Annotated in this window: 13 protein-coding genes; 5 read left to right on the forward strand and 8 right to left on the reverse strand. The window is 42.9% G+C overall.

Annotated elements, in window-relative coordinates; translation table 11 throughout:
* Positions 1–6 precede the first annotated feature (6 nt).
* The gene (locus tag D8877_RS02130; RefSeq protein ID WP_125341089.1) at positions 7–1,785 is read left to right on the forward strand and encodes a serine hydrolase domain-containing protein; all 1,779 of its coding nucleotides are present in this window, start codon (positions 7–9) and stop codon (positions 1,783–1,785) included.
* A gap of 213 nt (positions 1,786–1,998) precedes the next feature.
* Here the strand turns inward: D8877_RS02130 and D8877_RS02135 are convergent, their stop codons facing one another.
* Entirely contained in the window at positions 1,999–2,559 is a 561-nt protein-coding gene (locus D8877_RS02135; RefSeq protein ID WP_208447622.1) for a TetR/AcrR family transcriptional regulator, read from the reverse strand.
* Between the two features lie 95 nt (positions 2,560–2,654).
* On the opposite strand from D8877_RS02135, the gene D8877_RS02140 reads away from it, so the two are divergent.
* The 4 genes from D8877_RS02140 to D8877_RS02155 all read left to right on the forward strand — a co-directional run bounded on the left by D8877_RS02140 (position 2,655) and on the right by D8877_RS02155 (position 5,814).
* Entirely contained in the window at positions 2,655–3,320 is a 666-nt protein-coding gene (locus tag D8877_RS02140) for an HXXEE domain-containing protein (protein ID WP_125341092.1), read from the forward strand.
* Positions 3,321–3,664: 344 nt separating this feature from the next.
* Positions 3,665–4,264, forward strand: coding sequence for a TetR/AcrR family transcriptional regulator (locus D8877_RS02145; RefSeq protein WP_125341093.1), 600 nt, complete (start codon positions 3,665–3,667; stop codon positions 4,262–4,264).
* On the forward strand, positions 4,261–4,824 hold the full coding sequence (locus tag D8877_RS02150) for a hypothetical protein (RefSeq protein WP_125341094.1): 564 nt from the start codon (positions 4,261–4,263) through the stop codon (positions 4,822–4,824). Before D8877_RS02145 ends, D8877_RS02150 begins: the two co-directional genes overlap by 4 nt.
* A 42-nt stretch (positions 4,825–4,866) precedes the next feature.
* Positions 4,867–5,814 (forward strand): alpha/beta fold hydrolase, encoded by a 948-nt coding sequence (locus D8877_RS02155; RefSeq protein ID WP_125352285.1) that lies wholly within the window; start codon positions 4,867–4,869, stop codon positions 5,812–5,814.
* 72 nt (positions 5,815–5,886) lie between these two features.
* Here D8877_RS02155 and D8877_RS02160 read toward each other — a convergent pair whose 3' ends face one another.
* From D8877_RS02160 to D8877_RS02190, 7 genes are all read right to left on the reverse strand, one after another.
* Positions 5,887–7,326: a 6-phospho-beta-glucosidase gene (locus D8877_RS02160; RefSeq protein WP_125352287.1), complete on the reverse strand. Its 1,440-nt coding sequence runs from the start codon at positions 7,324–7,326 to the stop codon at positions 5,887–5,889.
* 229 nt (positions 7,327–7,555) lie between these two features.
* Positions 7,556–8,797: a DUF3592 domain-containing protein gene (locus D8877_RS02165; protein ID WP_125352289.1), complete on the reverse strand. Its 1,242-nt coding sequence runs from the start codon at positions 8,795–8,797 to the stop codon at positions 7,556–7,558.
* Positions 8,798–8,857: 60 nt separating this feature from the next.
* Entirely contained in the window at positions 8,858–9,205 is a 348-nt protein-coding gene (locus D8877_RS02170) for a VOC family protein (protein ID WP_125352291.1), read from the reverse strand.
* Between the two features lie 110 nt (positions 9,206–9,315).
* Positions 9,316–11,091: a pyruvate oxidase gene (gene spxB / locus D8877_RS02175; RefSeq protein ID WP_125352293.1), complete on the reverse strand. Its 1,776-nt coding sequence runs from the start codon at positions 11,089–11,091 to the stop codon at positions 9,316–9,318.
* A 313-nt stretch (positions 11,092–11,404) separates the two neighbouring features.
* Complete coding sequence (locus D8877_RS02180) at positions 11,405–12,037, reverse strand: SGNH/GDSL hydrolase family protein (RefSeq protein WP_125352295.1); 633 nt, start codon at positions 12,035–12,037, stop codon at positions 11,405–11,407.
* Positions 12,037–12,894 carry a Cof-type HAD-IIB family hydrolase gene (locus tag D8877_RS02185; protein WP_185760142.1) on the reverse strand — a complete coding sequence of 286 codons (858 nt, stop codon included), beginning with the start codon at positions 12,892–12,894 and terminating at the stop codon, positions 12,037–12,039. The genes D8877_RS02180 and D8877_RS02185 overlap by 1 nt, the downstream gene beginning before the upstream one ends.
* Positions 12,872–14,566, reverse strand: a complete 1,695-nt coding sequence (locus tag D8877_RS02190; RefSeq protein ID WP_125352299.1) for a MutS-related protein — start codon at positions 14,564–14,566, stop codon at positions 12,872–12,874. Before D8877_RS02190 ends, D8877_RS02185 begins: the two co-directional genes overlap by 23 nt.
* Between the last annotated feature and the right edge of the window lie 15 nt (positions 14,567–14,581).

Here is a 14,581-nt window from a genome sequence, read left to right on the forward strand (position 1 = left end):
CCAGCTATGAAAAAAACATTTTCCCTAATCCTTTTAACTTTTCTGACTTTAGGACTCTTTCGAACAATTACCGCACTGGCTGAAGAGCAGAAACTCCCATCTGGCATTGACCGCAACCAAGTTGGCCAGAAAATCCAAGACTATGCCAAGGAGCATGAAAAGACGACTGCCGCTATGGAAACAGCAGTATTTGACAAGGATAGCACCATTTACCAAGGCAACTTCGGTTATATGGATAAAGAAAAAGGCATTAAAGCTGACAACAGCAGCGTCTTTGATTGGGGCTCTGTGACCAAGCTGACCGTCTGGATAGCTGTCATGCAACTCTGGGAACAAGGAAAGATTGACCTAGAGGAAGATATCAAGACCTACCTGCCAGAGAATTTTCTTAAAAATCTGCACTTTGACAAAGCTATCACGATGCTGGATCTCATGAATCATCAGACGGGATTTGATGAATCTCTGTCTTACACAAAAGGTGACAAAAATATAGAGGAAAATCTACGCATGCTCCAGCCTGTCCAATCCTTTGAACCTGGAACAGTAACCTCTTATTCTAACTATGGTGCTGGGCTCGCTTCTCTGATTGTCGAACGGATTTCCGGCCAGACCTTTGCTGACTATACCCACGAGCATATCTTCCAGCCGCTTGGCATGGACAAGACAGCTCTCCTACCGGACTTATCTGATAATCCCTATGTTCAGAAAAAACGCCAAGAGTCTAAGGCCTATGATACAAAGGGAAATTCACTAGGGACAGCTTTTTATGAATATGGTCTCTACTCAATTGGCCAAGCAGCCGGTACCTTGGAGGATTTACAGAAATTTGCTCAGGCTCTGCTGGGGCGCAAGGCTCTCTTTGAACGTCCAGAAACTTGGAATACCCTCTACAATCCCACTTCGACTTATCCAGGTACAAACATAGCCCGTAATGCCCACGGTTTTTGGATCAACGAATACGGAGTCAGCATCATTGGCCACGGCGGCAATACTGATGGTTTCAGCTCTCGTCTCATGCTAGACTTGGAAAGTGGCATCGGCTACATAGTCATGACCAATCAAAGCATGGAAGAGAATTACAACTACCAAATGCCCGAACTGGTTTTCGGAAGACGCAAAACAGCTGACGAAGAGACTCAAAAGCAGTTTAAACCAGGCTACTACCGTTCTCCGCGCACCTATCTCCATGGTCCCTTGTCCTTTCTAAGACTCATGATGCCCTCAATAGAAAAGATTGACAATCCTGCTCAAAACCGAATCTTGAGTACCAATTTTTGGACCATCTATAAGAGCAAGGGAAAGATTACAATCCCCGTCGCTGTGGTGGACTATGAGAAAATCTCTGCTTTTGACTTCTATAAGGACTATATCATCTTAGGATTAGGCATCCTTGGAATTGTCTATAGTTTTGGAACGCTCATTATCAGCCTTTTATTAGGAGCTTATCGCTTGATTTCCCGAAAAACGGTTGAGCGCACAGACCGCACTTGGAAGGTCTGGAATCTACTGACTTCTCTTGGTATTCTGGCTGTTCCCCTAAACCTACTAATGATTATGATACCTTTGATGTCAGATGACCTTGATTCTCTAGCTCATTGGCGCTACATGCTCTTTGCTGCCTTGGGGCTCCTGCTAACCGCTACTGCTCTGCTGCCGCTGTTCAGAAAATCCAGGAAAAAGCTCAGCAAGGGCCGTCTCTTCCTGACGTTCATGACCAGTCTATCTGCTTTGGCAGTGGTCGCTAATATCCTTTACTGGTCTCTTTACCAGTGGTGGGTGCTGTGATATAAGTTGCCTGCCTTCCTTTGGGAAGGTGGGCTTTGGCTTTTTGGAAAAATATGATGTCCTCCATATTAGCTGCTTAGAGGTACGAGGGAAAGATGTAGAGAAGCAGTGTCAGGTTGACAGAATAGATAGGCGAGAAAGAGAAAACATATGCTTAGCTATCAAATAGTAACATGTCATACGTTTTTTGATTCATACTCAAGTTATTCCTGCCTAGTGTGAATTTTCATTATTTGAGTATGAATGCCAAACTGATAATTTGTTAATTTGTTCTTGAATAAAGAGGGTTAGTTCCTCAACTGTTAAGGGAATATCCTGTCTGGCATATTTTTCTAGCAGCGCGAAAATCCCTCCCATTACAAAATCAAAAATCAAGTCTAATTCTGTATTTAGTTTTTCAACTTTTAAAAATGCCAGCAAATGAGGTTGCAAGGCTTGTTTGTAAGATTCATAAAAGGAAGAATCTCTGTTTAGAAATACGATTATTTCACCATAGACTTTATGAACAGTAATCAACGATTTTATAAATTTCTCGTCTGTCAGATTTGGTTGCAGACTGATTTCAGAAATGATAGAGTGAATCAAATTGGTTTCCACTTGCTTCCTGAGATCATAAACATCCTCAAAATAGTAGTAAAATGTCGACCTATTATAACCCGTCCTTTGACAAAGTTCTTTTACTGATATTTTATTTAAAGGCTTTTCGCGTAAAGCCTTGAGAAAAGCTTCCATAAAAAATTCTCTGGTTTCTTCTAATGCAAATAACAAACTCATGACTTTCCTTTCGGACACTTTGGGCAAAATTGTTGGTATCATTCATGGCAGATTTTGTCTATACTAGACTTATCTTATACAAATGAGGTATTGTTATGTCCAAACTGATTTCTGTTTGGTTAAAAATCTGGATTCCCATTCTTTTTGTTATGGGAATCGGTATTCTCTTATATCTTATCACACATTGGACTACACTAGATGCTGGAAGCAGATTTGTCGCTATAATCTATGTCATGCTCCCTTTACACTGTCTAGAGGAATGGAGATTTCCTGGCGGTTTTCATTATAACTACAACATGCTTCGGCGCTCTCAACAGCCCGATCGCTATCCTATGAATCAATTTTCTGATATGCTGACTATCATGTTAGCTGAATTAATTGGTATTGTCTGTCTCTTCTACGGTGTCAATCAGATCATTGTCATCTGGAATCTTATCTTTTGCTTTTTTGAAATGATTGGCCACCTGATTTTTGGGTTCAGTATGTACCGACGTTTTCGTACAGTAGGAAAAAGAACCATTTATAACCCAGGTTTTGCGACAGCGGTTGTCTTTACGCTTCATGCTCTCTACTATGTTCTGAACCAGTATCCTACAAATCTCCCCAGCTTGTCAATAATCATTTTAGCTATTATCAGTGGAACAGTTCTTGTAAGTAGTGTCGTTCTTATCCCTGAGCAACTGTTCAAATCAAAAGAGACCCCTTATCCTTTTGATAGCAATCGTTATTATGAAAAATATATTGCAAGAGAAAAAATCTGAATTCCCTTCCCTATTTCATAATCTTCTTTAAAAATTCTATGAGAAGTCGAAGGCATAACTGAGCGACTAATACTCACCGAAAATCAAAAAGTGACCTAGTTTTATTCTGCTATTTTAAGTTTGGCCTTGCGACTCAATCAGACATATCTAATGTTTGTTAGCTGCTATTTCCAACTCTGTCGCGACAGAAACAATAATATAGACACACCTGACCAGTCTCTCTGGCTTTCTATTTTTTGACCACTAAATTGTATTTAGTTTTTTCTTGATTTTTTATCTTTTATTTACTATAATATGAACAAGTTCATAAAATGAACACATTCATATTAAAAAGGGATTTAAAAATGAAAGTAAGTAAAAAAGAAAAAAATCGTCAAGCTATTTTAGAAGTGGCAGGGGAGTTGTTTCGCTCTAAGGGCTTTGGAGCAGTTTCTATGCGAGAGATTGCAGAAGTCTGTGATATAGCTACTGGAACTCTATATAATTATTTTAAAAGCAAGGGGCAAATTTTTATTGAAATAGTTATCCAGAAGCAGTTTAAGTTGACTACAAAATTTGATGAAAATGCTGAGACTTATACAGAGCTTGTGGCAAGTATTAAAAAGCAGATTATATCTGATGTTGGCACTATAACTGAAGTTGAAAAGTCCGACTGGCAGAGCATTTTTCAAATCCTCACCTCTGATACTGATTCAAGTCAATATTTGAGCAATTTGCTGTATCTTGACAGCCAATATCTTCAATCAATTAAGACTTACTTGGAAAGCAAGGCCCATCTACTGCCAGAAAACTACCCAATCGACCTCCTGCTGGAAATACTTTATAACAGTTTAGGGCTTTTGGTAATCCGATATCTTTATACGGATATGCCATCATCACTTTTAATGGAAAAAGGATTGGAACAGATAGAATTTATCATGGGGCAGGGAGGAAAAAAATATTGAGAGATATTTGCACACCTAAGTTTTTACAGGAACTATTTGGACGGAAAACAAGTCTGATGACCATAGTTATCACGATGACCTTCTCTTTTCTGGTAACTGGATTACTCTGGCGTCTTTCCTTGCCAGATCAGAATTGGCCATTATGGCAAATCATCACTTTTTGCCTCTTATCTGTAGATATCAGCGGAGGAGTGATCGCTAATTTATCTCAAGGGACTAATCATTATTATCGGGAGTCTGTAAAACGACGATGTATTTTCCTCCTGATTCATATTCAGCCCTTACTTCTAGCTCTACTTTTTAATCAATCTTTACTAACCTGTACTATGGTCTGGCTTGGTGCGATGATAGGCGCTCTGTTTGTTAGCGAACTACTGAAAGATTGCAGGGAGCAAGCATTAACTGGTGCTTCTATGGCGGGGTTGGGTTGCATTCTTCTTATTAGTTACAGTAAATTGCCAATCAGTATGACAGCTCTTTTATCACTTTACCTGATTAAACTTCTATTCGCTTTTAGTGTAAATCACGATATGACCGCTTGGAGTAAAGATTATAAATAAAAGTATGCGAGTCTAAAATACGATGAACAGAAAGGAATCCCTATGTTGAAAAGAATCTTTATATTTATCCTTAAAACAATCACTTGGCTGGTAGGACTCTTAGCTCTGGCCTTATTGGCTATCTTTCTCTATCACCGCTTTCAAATAGCTCAGGAAAGCAAACTCATTGAGAAGCCGATTGGCCAGCTAGTCGAGGTAGAGGGTAAGAAGCTTAATGTCTACACTGCCGGCAAGGGCAAGAAGACCTTGGTTTTTCTAGCAGGTCTAGGCACCAATGCTCCGGTTCTGGATTTCAAGGCTCTTTATTCCAAGCTGGAGGATGATTATCGCATCGTCGTGGTAGAACGTCTAGGCTATGGTTACAGCGATGATGGAAACGATGACCGCTCATTGGATAGACAAGTGGAGCAGACACGTAAGGCCCTCAAAGCTGCTAAGATATCCGGTCCCTATGTTTTGGTTCCGCATTCGATTGCTGGTTTAGAAATGATTCACTGGGCCAATCATTACCCAGAAGAAGTAGAAACTATTATCGGGCTGGATATGACCATGCCTCATACAGAGGTGGCCGACCAGCAGAAATTTTATGGTTCTTATCAGACTATCCAGCTGGGGAGAATGTTAGGCTTAGCCCGCCTACCGATTTTCTTTGATGAAAATAGCAGCCCAGCCATAAAGTCTGGGGCTCTCAATGATCAGGAAAAAGCTGTCTTTAAAGCCTTGTTCCACCAGCGGTCAGTCACCCAGGCGGTCATGAACGAAGTCAAGAATCGGAAGAAAAATGTTGAAACGATTAACAAAGAACCCGTGCCTCAGATTCCGACTCTTATCTTTGCGGCTGTCCAGAAAGGCGGAGAAGCTCCCAAGTTAGAGGAAGAGTTTGCCGCGCAGAATGCCCAAGCCAAACTTGTGACATTAGAAGGCTCCCACTATATCCATGATGAAAAGCCAGAGGAAATCGCCCAGCAAATAAAAGAATTCTTGAATTAATGAATCTTGTAAAATATTTAATAAAAATACATCCTTGAAAAAAGCTGAGACATTCATATCTCAGCCTTTTTTCTATTTCACAGATTCTCCGTTAGTCGCGATGACTTCCTTGTACCAGTCAAAGGATTTTTTCTTGGAACGTTTGAGTGTTCCCTTTCCTTCATTGTCCCGGTCCACGTAGATAAAGCCATAGCGCTTCTTCATCTCGCCAGTGCCGGCTGATACTAGGTCGATACAGCCCCAGGTCGTGTAGCCCCAAAGCACCACGCCGTCCTCATTGATGGCTTCACGCATGGCCTTGACATGGGCCGCCAAGTAGTCAATCCGGTAGTCATCAGCCACATAGCCATTTTCATCCGGAGTATCCACTGCACCCAGACCATTTTCCACAATAAACATGGGCTTTTGATAGCGATCCCAGATGGTATTTAGCGTAATGCGCAAGCCCAGCGGATCAATCTGCCAGCCCCACTCAGAAGCTTCCAAATAAGGGTTTTTGAGAGAAGCAAAGATATTGCCCTCGGTCAGCTCATTAACCTTAGGATCTCCCGAAGCTACCCGGCTAGAGTAGTATGAGAAGGAAATGAAGTCCACCGTATGCTCCTTGAGCAGCTGCAGGTCTTCTTCTGTCATCTCGACAGTGATACCCTCGCGCTCCCAAGCTTTCTTGGCATAGTTAGGATATTCTCCACGCGCCTGCACGTCGATGAAGAAATAGTTTTTCCTGTCTTCCTCCATACCAGCCCATATATCGCGTGGATGACAGGTATTAGGATAATTTTGACCCGCCGCTAACATACAGCCGACCTTATTTTCCGGATCAATCTCATGAGCCAGCTTGGTGGCAATGGCTGACGCGACCAGCTCATGATGGGCTGCTTGGTATTTGACCTGCTCTTCATTTTCGCCTTCTTCAAAGCAGAGCCCCGCCCCCATAAATGGTGCATGGAGGATCATGTTAATCTCATTGAAGGTCAGCCAGTACTTGACCAAGCCCTTGTAGCGAGTAAAGAGAGTGCGGCAGAGACGCTCGTAAAATTCAAGCATGAGACGACTCCGCCAACCACCATATTGCTCAATCAAGTGCATGGGACAGTCAAAGTGAGTAATGGTCACCAAGGGCTCAATGCCGTACTTGTGGCATTCCTTAAAGAGGTCTTCGTAAAATTTCAAGCCAGCTTCATTGGGCTCCAGCTCATCCCCCTTAGGGAAAATCCGGCTCCAAGCAATGGACAGACGATAGGTCTTAAAACCCATCTCGCCAAAAAGGGCAATGTCCTCCTTAAAGCGATGGTACATGTCAATAGCTTCCTTGGCTGGGTAGAAATAGCCTTCCGCAAAGTCAAACATCTTTTTCTTACCCGTGATGATGGCCAAACGGTCCTCACCAATCGGCACCACATCTACATTGGCCAGCCCGCGACCATCCGCATCATAAGCGCCCTCGCACTGGTTGGCAGCTGTCGCTCCACCCCACAAGAAACCATCTGGAAAAGTCAGTTTTTCAGTCATCTTTTTGCCTCCTTATCAATTAAACGTTTTTCTTATATTATAATAAACAATCAGCAAATAAACTTCTAACATCCTACGGAAAATTGATACTATTCCAAGTTCTATGGTGTCTGTGAGGTTCAGCATTCCCGATACTCTTCAGCTCATGTGGAGGCACCTCAAAGGAGGTCAAGACGGTAGGACGTCCAGTTGCTAGTCAATGATGAGGGAGCTGGAATTAGGAGGGGAATTAACTAATCTGTATTTGATTTGTGATGGCATAGATATCATTGTCATCTATCAGGAACTGGCTATCATCATGAGGATCCACATAGACTGGGATAGGTCTAGGATTCTGGCTGTAAGAGATAAAATGATGCTCTCTTAAGGGCAGGCAAATGCTGGTTTGATAGGGCACTTGGTTAATATCAAATTCAAGCCAAATCTCATGCAACGGATTATACTCTCTAAACTGTTCAGCGGGAATAACATCGATAATATAACCGTCATAGACAGGCCCTAGTCTTCTGGCTTGAGCGAGTCTAGCCTTCTTTATCCAAGCAGCAATGATTAGAGAGAGAATCTTGCCGACTAGCAATAGACTAAAGCCAGGCAAGAAGACTATATAAAAGAAATGATGGTTTTCACTAGAAGCACTCTGATAGGGATACTCAGGGTTATAGGCAATAGAGATTTGACTTTGAATTTTGGGTTGTGTAAATCTACCGAGAACAGAATGGCCTTCATAAGCCACGCCGTCTACTTGATATTGGTAGATGCTACTATAAAGACTTAATCCTCCACCACCTCCTCCTCTTCTTCCTCCAGTTTCATACACATCATAGTCAAGGACTTGAGCGGATGTAGTTTTCCAACCATAAAATACAACTTTGAATTGCCCTGTTTCAGTAATACAAATATAAGTAAGGACTATCATAACCATGCTTAGGCTAACAAAGGTCACAATGGGATTCTTTTTACGGACCGTTCCCTCAACAATGCTGATGCTTTTTGCAGCCTTGGGTTGCGACTTTGGCCCCTGTGGGGGATTAAAGGCCTGATAGAGAGAGAGGACAGCCAATGTCATAAATAATAAGAATCCCAGCAATGGCATGAGTACAAGGACAGGGATTGGGATGTCATTCTTATATTGGCTCTGCTCAGGCGACTTGGGATTATAGAGAATGCTAATGGTTTCCCCAGACTTAGGCACTTCATCTTGATAGAGGTCTGAAAATCCCTGGTAGGTTTGGCCATCAACAATGTAGTGATAAATAGGGTAGTAAGCGGGTGTAGATCGTTTTTCCGGACTGGTCGTAAACCCGCTCACCTCAGCCGTTATGGTCTGCCACCCCTGAAATCGACTCTTGTACCAGTTAGTGGACGAGACATCTTTCAGCATCATGAACAGAAACGATAGCCCCAAGACACAGCCTAATAAAGCTAAGAGTAGTTTGTATAATTTGTTTGAACTAGTATTGTCTTTTGTCATATCATCCTATTATACCATAGGTCAGGGATTTTTAGCCTTTTTTTTCTATGTTAAACAGACCTATTTCATTCGATAAAAATCAATCACTAGACCAGCAGGGCCTTTAACTAGCAGCGATTCCGTACCCCAATCAGTTACAGCTGGGCCGTGTAAAATCTCAGCACCAAGCTCTTTCAACCGCTGGTAGTTCTGGTCTACATCCTCAATCTCGATATGAAGAATGATTCCTGTCTGGAAATTTTCCAAAGGAATCAAATGATTTTGGGACAACATGAGACAGTGACTGCCAATCGTGAACTGTGCAAAACTGTCGTCAACATAGTCTGTCTTTTTATCCAAAATACGCTCCAAGTCAGCACAGACTTGGGGAACATTTGAAACAATAATATCTAATTGATTTAAATTCATTTACTATCCTCCAGAAAAAGACCGGATTACTCCGATCTTTTCAAGTTCCACTCTAAGAAAATCAAAGAATAAAGTCTACAAAGTTTACACTTGATTTTCAACAAGAGGAATTATTTAATTGCGCGTGATTGCAAACCTTCTTCTTCCAAGAAGAGGCGGAATGGTACGAGTTCTTCTGCTTCGTATTTTTCCTTGAAGGCTTTGATCGCTTCTTCTGAGTGAAGTTTTGGATCGAGTTCAAGTACTTCTACTGGAAGCGGACGGTGTTGCGTGATGCGGGCATCGATGACAACAGTCTTACCTTCTTTGTTGAGTTTTACAGCTTCTGCAACGACTGCGTCAATGTCTTCGATGCGGTCTACTGTAAATCCAACAGCTCCTTGAGCTTCAGCGATTTTCGCGTAGTCAGCGTTAGTGAAGTCTACACCAAACAAGTGTTTGTTTGTATCTTCGTATTTGTTCTTGATGAAGCCGTACTCAGCATTTGAGAAGACAAGGTTAATAACTGGAAGGTCGTATTGAACATTTGTAATGACGTCTGGGTAGCACATGTTAAATGCACCGTCACCCATGATGTTCCATACTTGGCGATCTGGATTGTCTTTCTTAGCAGCGATACCACCAGGAAGGGCGATCCCCATTGTCGCAAAGAGTGGAGATGTACGCCACATGTTCTTAGGTGTCATGTGAAGGTGACGAGTAGATGTTTGAGTTGTGTTACCTACGTCAATTGAGTAGATAGCGTCTTGGTCAGCGTATTTGTTAACTGCATTGTAAACTTGGTACAACTGCAACTCACCCTCAGTTTTACCTTCGAGTTTGTTCATGTAATCACGCCAGTTTTGGTTGTTCTTAACGTTTGCACGCCACCATGGAGTTGATTCAACTGGGTTTACTTTGTCAAGGATTGCTTTAGCTGCTTGGCCTGCGTCACCAAGGATAGAAGCATCAAGGGCATGACGTTTACCAAGTTTGTATGGGTCGATGTCAACTTGGATGAATTTTTCAGTGTTCTTGAAGGCTTCGTAAACTTCAGCAAATGGGAAGTTTGAACCAAGGAAAAGAACTGTGTCTGCTTCAAAGACCACTTCGTTGGCTGGTTTCCAACCAACACGGTAAGCAGAACCTGTCAAACCTTCATAGTTCCATTCAAAGGCTTCAAAGTTTTTACCAGTTGTGATGATTGGTGCTTTGATTTTACGTGACAATTCAGTAATCACTTCACCAGCTTTAACACCACCAAATCCAGCGTAGATAACTGGGCGTTCAGCATTGTTCAAGATTTCAACTGCTTTGTCAATTTCAACTTCGTTCAAGGCAGGAGCGATGAATGAGCGCTCGTAAGAACCTGAACCATAGTATGAGTTTTCGTCGATTTCTTGGAAACCGAAGTTTACTGGAATTTCAACAACAGCTGGACCTTTTTTAGAAACTGCAGCACGGCAAGCTTCGTCAATTACTTTTGGCAATTGCTCAGCATAAGCGACACGTTTGTTGTATACAGCGATACCGTTGTACATTGGGTTTTGGTTCAATTCTTGGAAGGCATCCATGTTGAGTTCGTTAACTGGACGTGATCCAAGGATAGCAAGGAATGGAGTGTTATCCATAGCTGCATCGTAAACACCGTTAATCAAGTGAGTCGCACCTGGACCACCTGAACCAACTGCAACCCCGATTGAGCCGCCGAATTTAGCTTGCATCACCGCAGCAAGAGCACCAGTTTCTTCGTGTCGAACTTGCAAGAAACGGATATCTTTGTCTTCAGCCAAAGCATCCATGAGTGAGCTGAGTGTTCCTGATGGGATACCGTAGATGGTGTCTACGCCCCATGTTTTCAATACGTTGAGCATTGCTGCTGATGCAGTAATTTTTCCTTGAGTCATAATAATAACTCCCCTTCAATAAAATAAATTTTCAGTTATTGAAAACATTTCCACTTGTGAATGAAAACGCTTCAAGAAACTTTACTCTATCAATTTATCATGTTTTTCCGCTCTTGTATAAGAATATGCTCAAAGATGATATAGAACTATTACATAACACAAAGCCCTAAATTTTTTCACAAAGTCCAATGTGTTTTATAATAATTTTCATAATCCCTTTGAAATCAAGCATCATTCACAGAAAAACTTTGTAAGTAAAGGAAAATAAAAAAGCTCTGTTCTGGAAAAACAGAGCTGTATTTTTTCGAAGAAACTACAAATATTCCTGCAAAGCCTTGGACAGGGCTGCATAGCCAGCAATGGTCAGATGGAGGCCGTCCCTTGTGTAGTCTGGGCGCAGCTGGCCTCCCTCGTCCAGAAAAGCATCGTAGAGATCAATAAACTGGACATTCATGTAGGCGCTAGCCAGCTGGCGATAGGCTTGATTGAGGGCCTGAATCTTTTCATTGCTGCGGACATAGACCGTGCTCTTGTAGGCCGGAGCTTCATTGACGGGAAGGACAGACAGCAACTGGATCTGAGCCAGAGGATAATCACGAGAAATCTCCTGAATAATGGCTTCTAAATTGGCCAGCGTTTCTGTCTGAGGCATCTCCTTGCCAATATCGTTGGTACCTATCAGGATAAAGACCTTATCCAAAGCCTGACCAAAGAGATGGGCATCTAGGTTTTCTAAAAGCAAATCAGTCTTATAGCCCCGAATGCCCCGGTTGACTAGTCTTTTATCCGTCTGCAAGAGCTCCTGGAGCGGATAGTATTCCACGATGGAGTCTCCGATAAAGATGATATCTGGCTCCTTGACAGAGAGTTGATTGAGCTCTCTGTAGTTTTGCTGCAATTTTGCCTGCTCCTTGAGAAGCCATTCTTCTAATAATTGTACTGCCATTATTCTTTTTCCTCTTCTAAGTATTGCTCAATCACCTGTAGAACACCGGCTTCTGTATTGGCCGGCGCTAGGTAATCTGCTACCTTTTTGACCCGCTCATCGCCATTCTCCATAGCGTAAGAAATACCAGCTAATTCAAGCATTTCTACATCATTTTCACTATCGCCAAAAGCCATGATTTCCGAGCTTTGAATCTGCCACTTAGCCATCAGCTGCTGCAAGCCCCAAGCCTTGTGCATCCCATCTTGGAGGATGTCAATGGCTCCATAACCGCTGGCCACAGCGCTCAATCGGCCTGCAAAATGCTGATTAATCAGACGAGCATGCTCTGCTGCTGCAGCCTCTTCTACCATCATACTCATTTTCAATACCTTATCAAAGGGATAATCCTGAAGACTAGGAACAAAATTCATACGCTTATAGAAAAGCTGAGCCATTTCCTTGGTCATGACTTTTTCAATCAAGGGAAACTCTGTCCCTTCCTGGACAAAGCCGCCTCTTTCGGAGGTCACAACCAGCTGAAGCTCCCTTTCACGCCCAGCAAAGTAAGCCAGCGCATCCCTAATCAATCCAGGTTCCCAGAAGCTACTCATGCTTAGCTGGTTCTTTTCAAAAATCCGGGCTCCGTTGGCGACTACCAAGGTCATTCGTTCTACCAAATCTCCCAATAGCAGACGCATTCGTAGAATTTCATTACCAGTAGCCACCACAAAGCGAATGTCTCTCTTCTCCAGCTCCTCTAAAATAGTAGCCAGACGCGGCAAATCCAGCTGGCCCTGTCCGTCTAGCAAGGTTCCATCCATGTCTGTCGCTATCATCTTTACAGTCATCTTTTTATCCATTCCTATCTTTATCATCCAATTTGGACCGCCCCTTTTCCAGCAAGCTCCAGTTGCCGCTGGCTTCGTAGGCTGTGATAATCTCCCTAGCTGTATCCGTAATCTCTTCTGGATAGTTCAGGCTCTCTAGTGTATTAACCGCATTCTTGGTCAAAGCGCTGCCTTGCTTAATCTTATAGTCAAAGACAATCTCTCCTGCTATATATTGACTGTCAAAGTGATATTGAGCATTGAGCTGACCAGAGGCTGCTACCAACTCCACATCATGGCTCGAAATCATATAAAGACAGGGCTTCTGGGCTAGCCAATCAATGATTGCCAGTCCTGCACCAATCCGCTCAACAGTATTGGTTCCCTTAAAAAGCTCATCAATGAAAAAGTAGTGCAAGCCCTCTTCTTCCAAGGAATCTATCATGCGCTCAATAGCCCTGCTCTCAGCGATAAAGTAACTATCCCCAGAGCCAATATCATCGGTCACATCCATTGAGCTCAAGACATGACCATGCTGCAAGGTTAAGCTCTCTGCGCAGGCAAAGCCTAGCCCCTGAGCCAAGATAGCATTGATAGCTGCTATTCTCAGGTAAGTCGATTTCCCAGAAGCATTATCGCCACTAATCATCATATTCTTAGAAAAGTCCAAATCATTGCTGACAGGCCGCTCTAAGAGTGGGTGATAGAGACCCTTGCCTTTCATCCCAGCTGAGCTTGTAAAGCTAGGCTTCGTATAAATTGGCAGGCTTTCCTTGTAGTTAAGTACAGCAATCGCTGCCTCTAAGCGACCTAGAATCTCCAGCACTTGCCTAGCCTGTTGATTGGCCTTGACCAGACGATTGGAGATATAGGCCTGAGCTAACTGAGGTATCAGCAAGACGGAGTTGATATAGAGATAGAAAATCTCCAACTCAGAGGCACCCGACTGGGGCCGAAAGACTTCTCCAAAAAGCCGTGTTCGGCTAAAAGAAGCCACCGCTTCTTTCAGAGCAGCTTGCTGGGGCAAGGGCAGGCGGGCGATCTTTTCACCAATATAGAAGATCCGTACCAGATAGCCCATGCTATCCAACTTCATCTCGAGAGACCAGCGCGTGGCCATGGAGTAAACGATATTAAAGGCCATGCTGATGATGGGAATTATATATCCCAGACTAGGATTGATAAAATAGAGTAAAGGGGAAACTAGCGGAATCCCAGCCAAAAGCAGGTAAAAACTTCCCCTGTGATTAGCCTGAGCTGGTTTATAGATTAGTTTCTTGGCTTGATTGTGGTTTTTCTTGCCAATCTCAGAAAAAAGCAACTGCAGCTGAATGCGCACCTCTGGATGTTGGGCTAAATATGCCTGCAAATCATCAAATTCCTGATCTGCCTCGAAATGCAACAGGCGGAGTTTGCTGTAAAGGTACTCTGAACCTAGACTGGATTGGGATGCTGTATCAATATCCTGAAAAACATCAAAAAAGTCCAAATCTCCCCAAGTCTGGTCGTCCACCAGACTATCATAGGTTCCAGCTTCTTCGTCTAACAAAAAGGACTCATATAGACTGGACTCACTGTCTGGCCGGCAATCCACCCGCTCACGACTTCCCCAAGCAGCAGCTAAACGCTTCTTAAAGCGAATCTTTCTCCGAATAGCGAAGACTATGACAAGCACTAGCACCGCCAAAAAGCCCAGTAATACCACGATAAATTGCGACATAAATGCCCTCACCCT

The organism is Streptococcus sanguinis, from assembly GCF_003943735.1.
Classification (GTDB): domain Bacteria; phylum Bacillota; class Bacilli; order Lactobacillales; family Streptococcaceae; genus Streptococcus; species Streptococcus sanguinis_E.

Bases quoted from the DNA above. Each gene is read 5' to 3' on its own strand.
- D8877_RS02155 (WP_125352285.1), top strand. From the start codon at position 4,867: ATGTTGAAAAGAATCTTTATATTTATCCTTAAAACAATCACTTGGCTG.
- D8877_RS02170 (WP_125352291.1), bottom strand. From the start codon at position 9,205: ATGAATTTAAATCAATTAGATATTATTGTTTCAAATGTTCCCCAAGTC.
- D8877_RS02160 (WP_125352287.1), bottom strand. From the start codon at position 7,326: ATGACTGAAAAACTGACTTTTCCAGATGGTTTCTTGTGGGGTGGAGCG.
- spxB (WP_125352293.1), bottom strand. From the start codon at position 11,091: ATGACTCAAGGAAAAATTACTGCATCAGCAGCAATGCTCAACGTATTG.
- D8877_RS02185 (WP_185760142.1), bottom strand. From the start codon at position 12,894: ATGATAAAGATAGGAATGGATAAAAAGATGACTGTAAAGATGATAGCG.
- D8877_RS02180 (WP_125352295.1), bottom strand. From the start codon at position 12,037: ATGGCAGTACAATTATTAGAAGAATGGCTTCTCAAGGAGCAGGCAAAA.
- D8877_RS02145 (WP_125341093.1), top strand. From the start codon at position 3,665: ATGAAAGTAAGTAAAAAAGAAAAAAATCGTCAAGCTATTTTAGAAGTG.
- D8877_RS02135 (WP_208447622.1), bottom strand. From the start codon at position 2,559: ATGAGTTTGTTATTTGCATTAGAAGAAACCAGAGAATTTTTTATGGAA.
- D8877_RS02140 (WP_125341092.1), top strand. From the start codon at position 2,655: ATGTCCAAACTGATTTCTGTTTGGTTAAAAATCTGGATTCCCATTCTT.
- D8877_RS02165 (WP_125352289.1), bottom strand. From the start codon at position 8,797: ATGACAAAAGACAATACTAGTTCAAACAAATTATACAAACTACTCTTA.
- D8877_RS02130 (WP_125341089.1), top strand. From the start codon at position 7: ATGAAAAAAACATTTTCCCTAATCCTTTTAACTTTTCTGACTTTAGGA.
- D8877_RS02190 (WP_125352299.1), bottom strand. From the start codon at position 14,566: ATGTCGCAATTTATCGTGGTATTACTGGGCTTTTTGGCGGTGCTAGTG.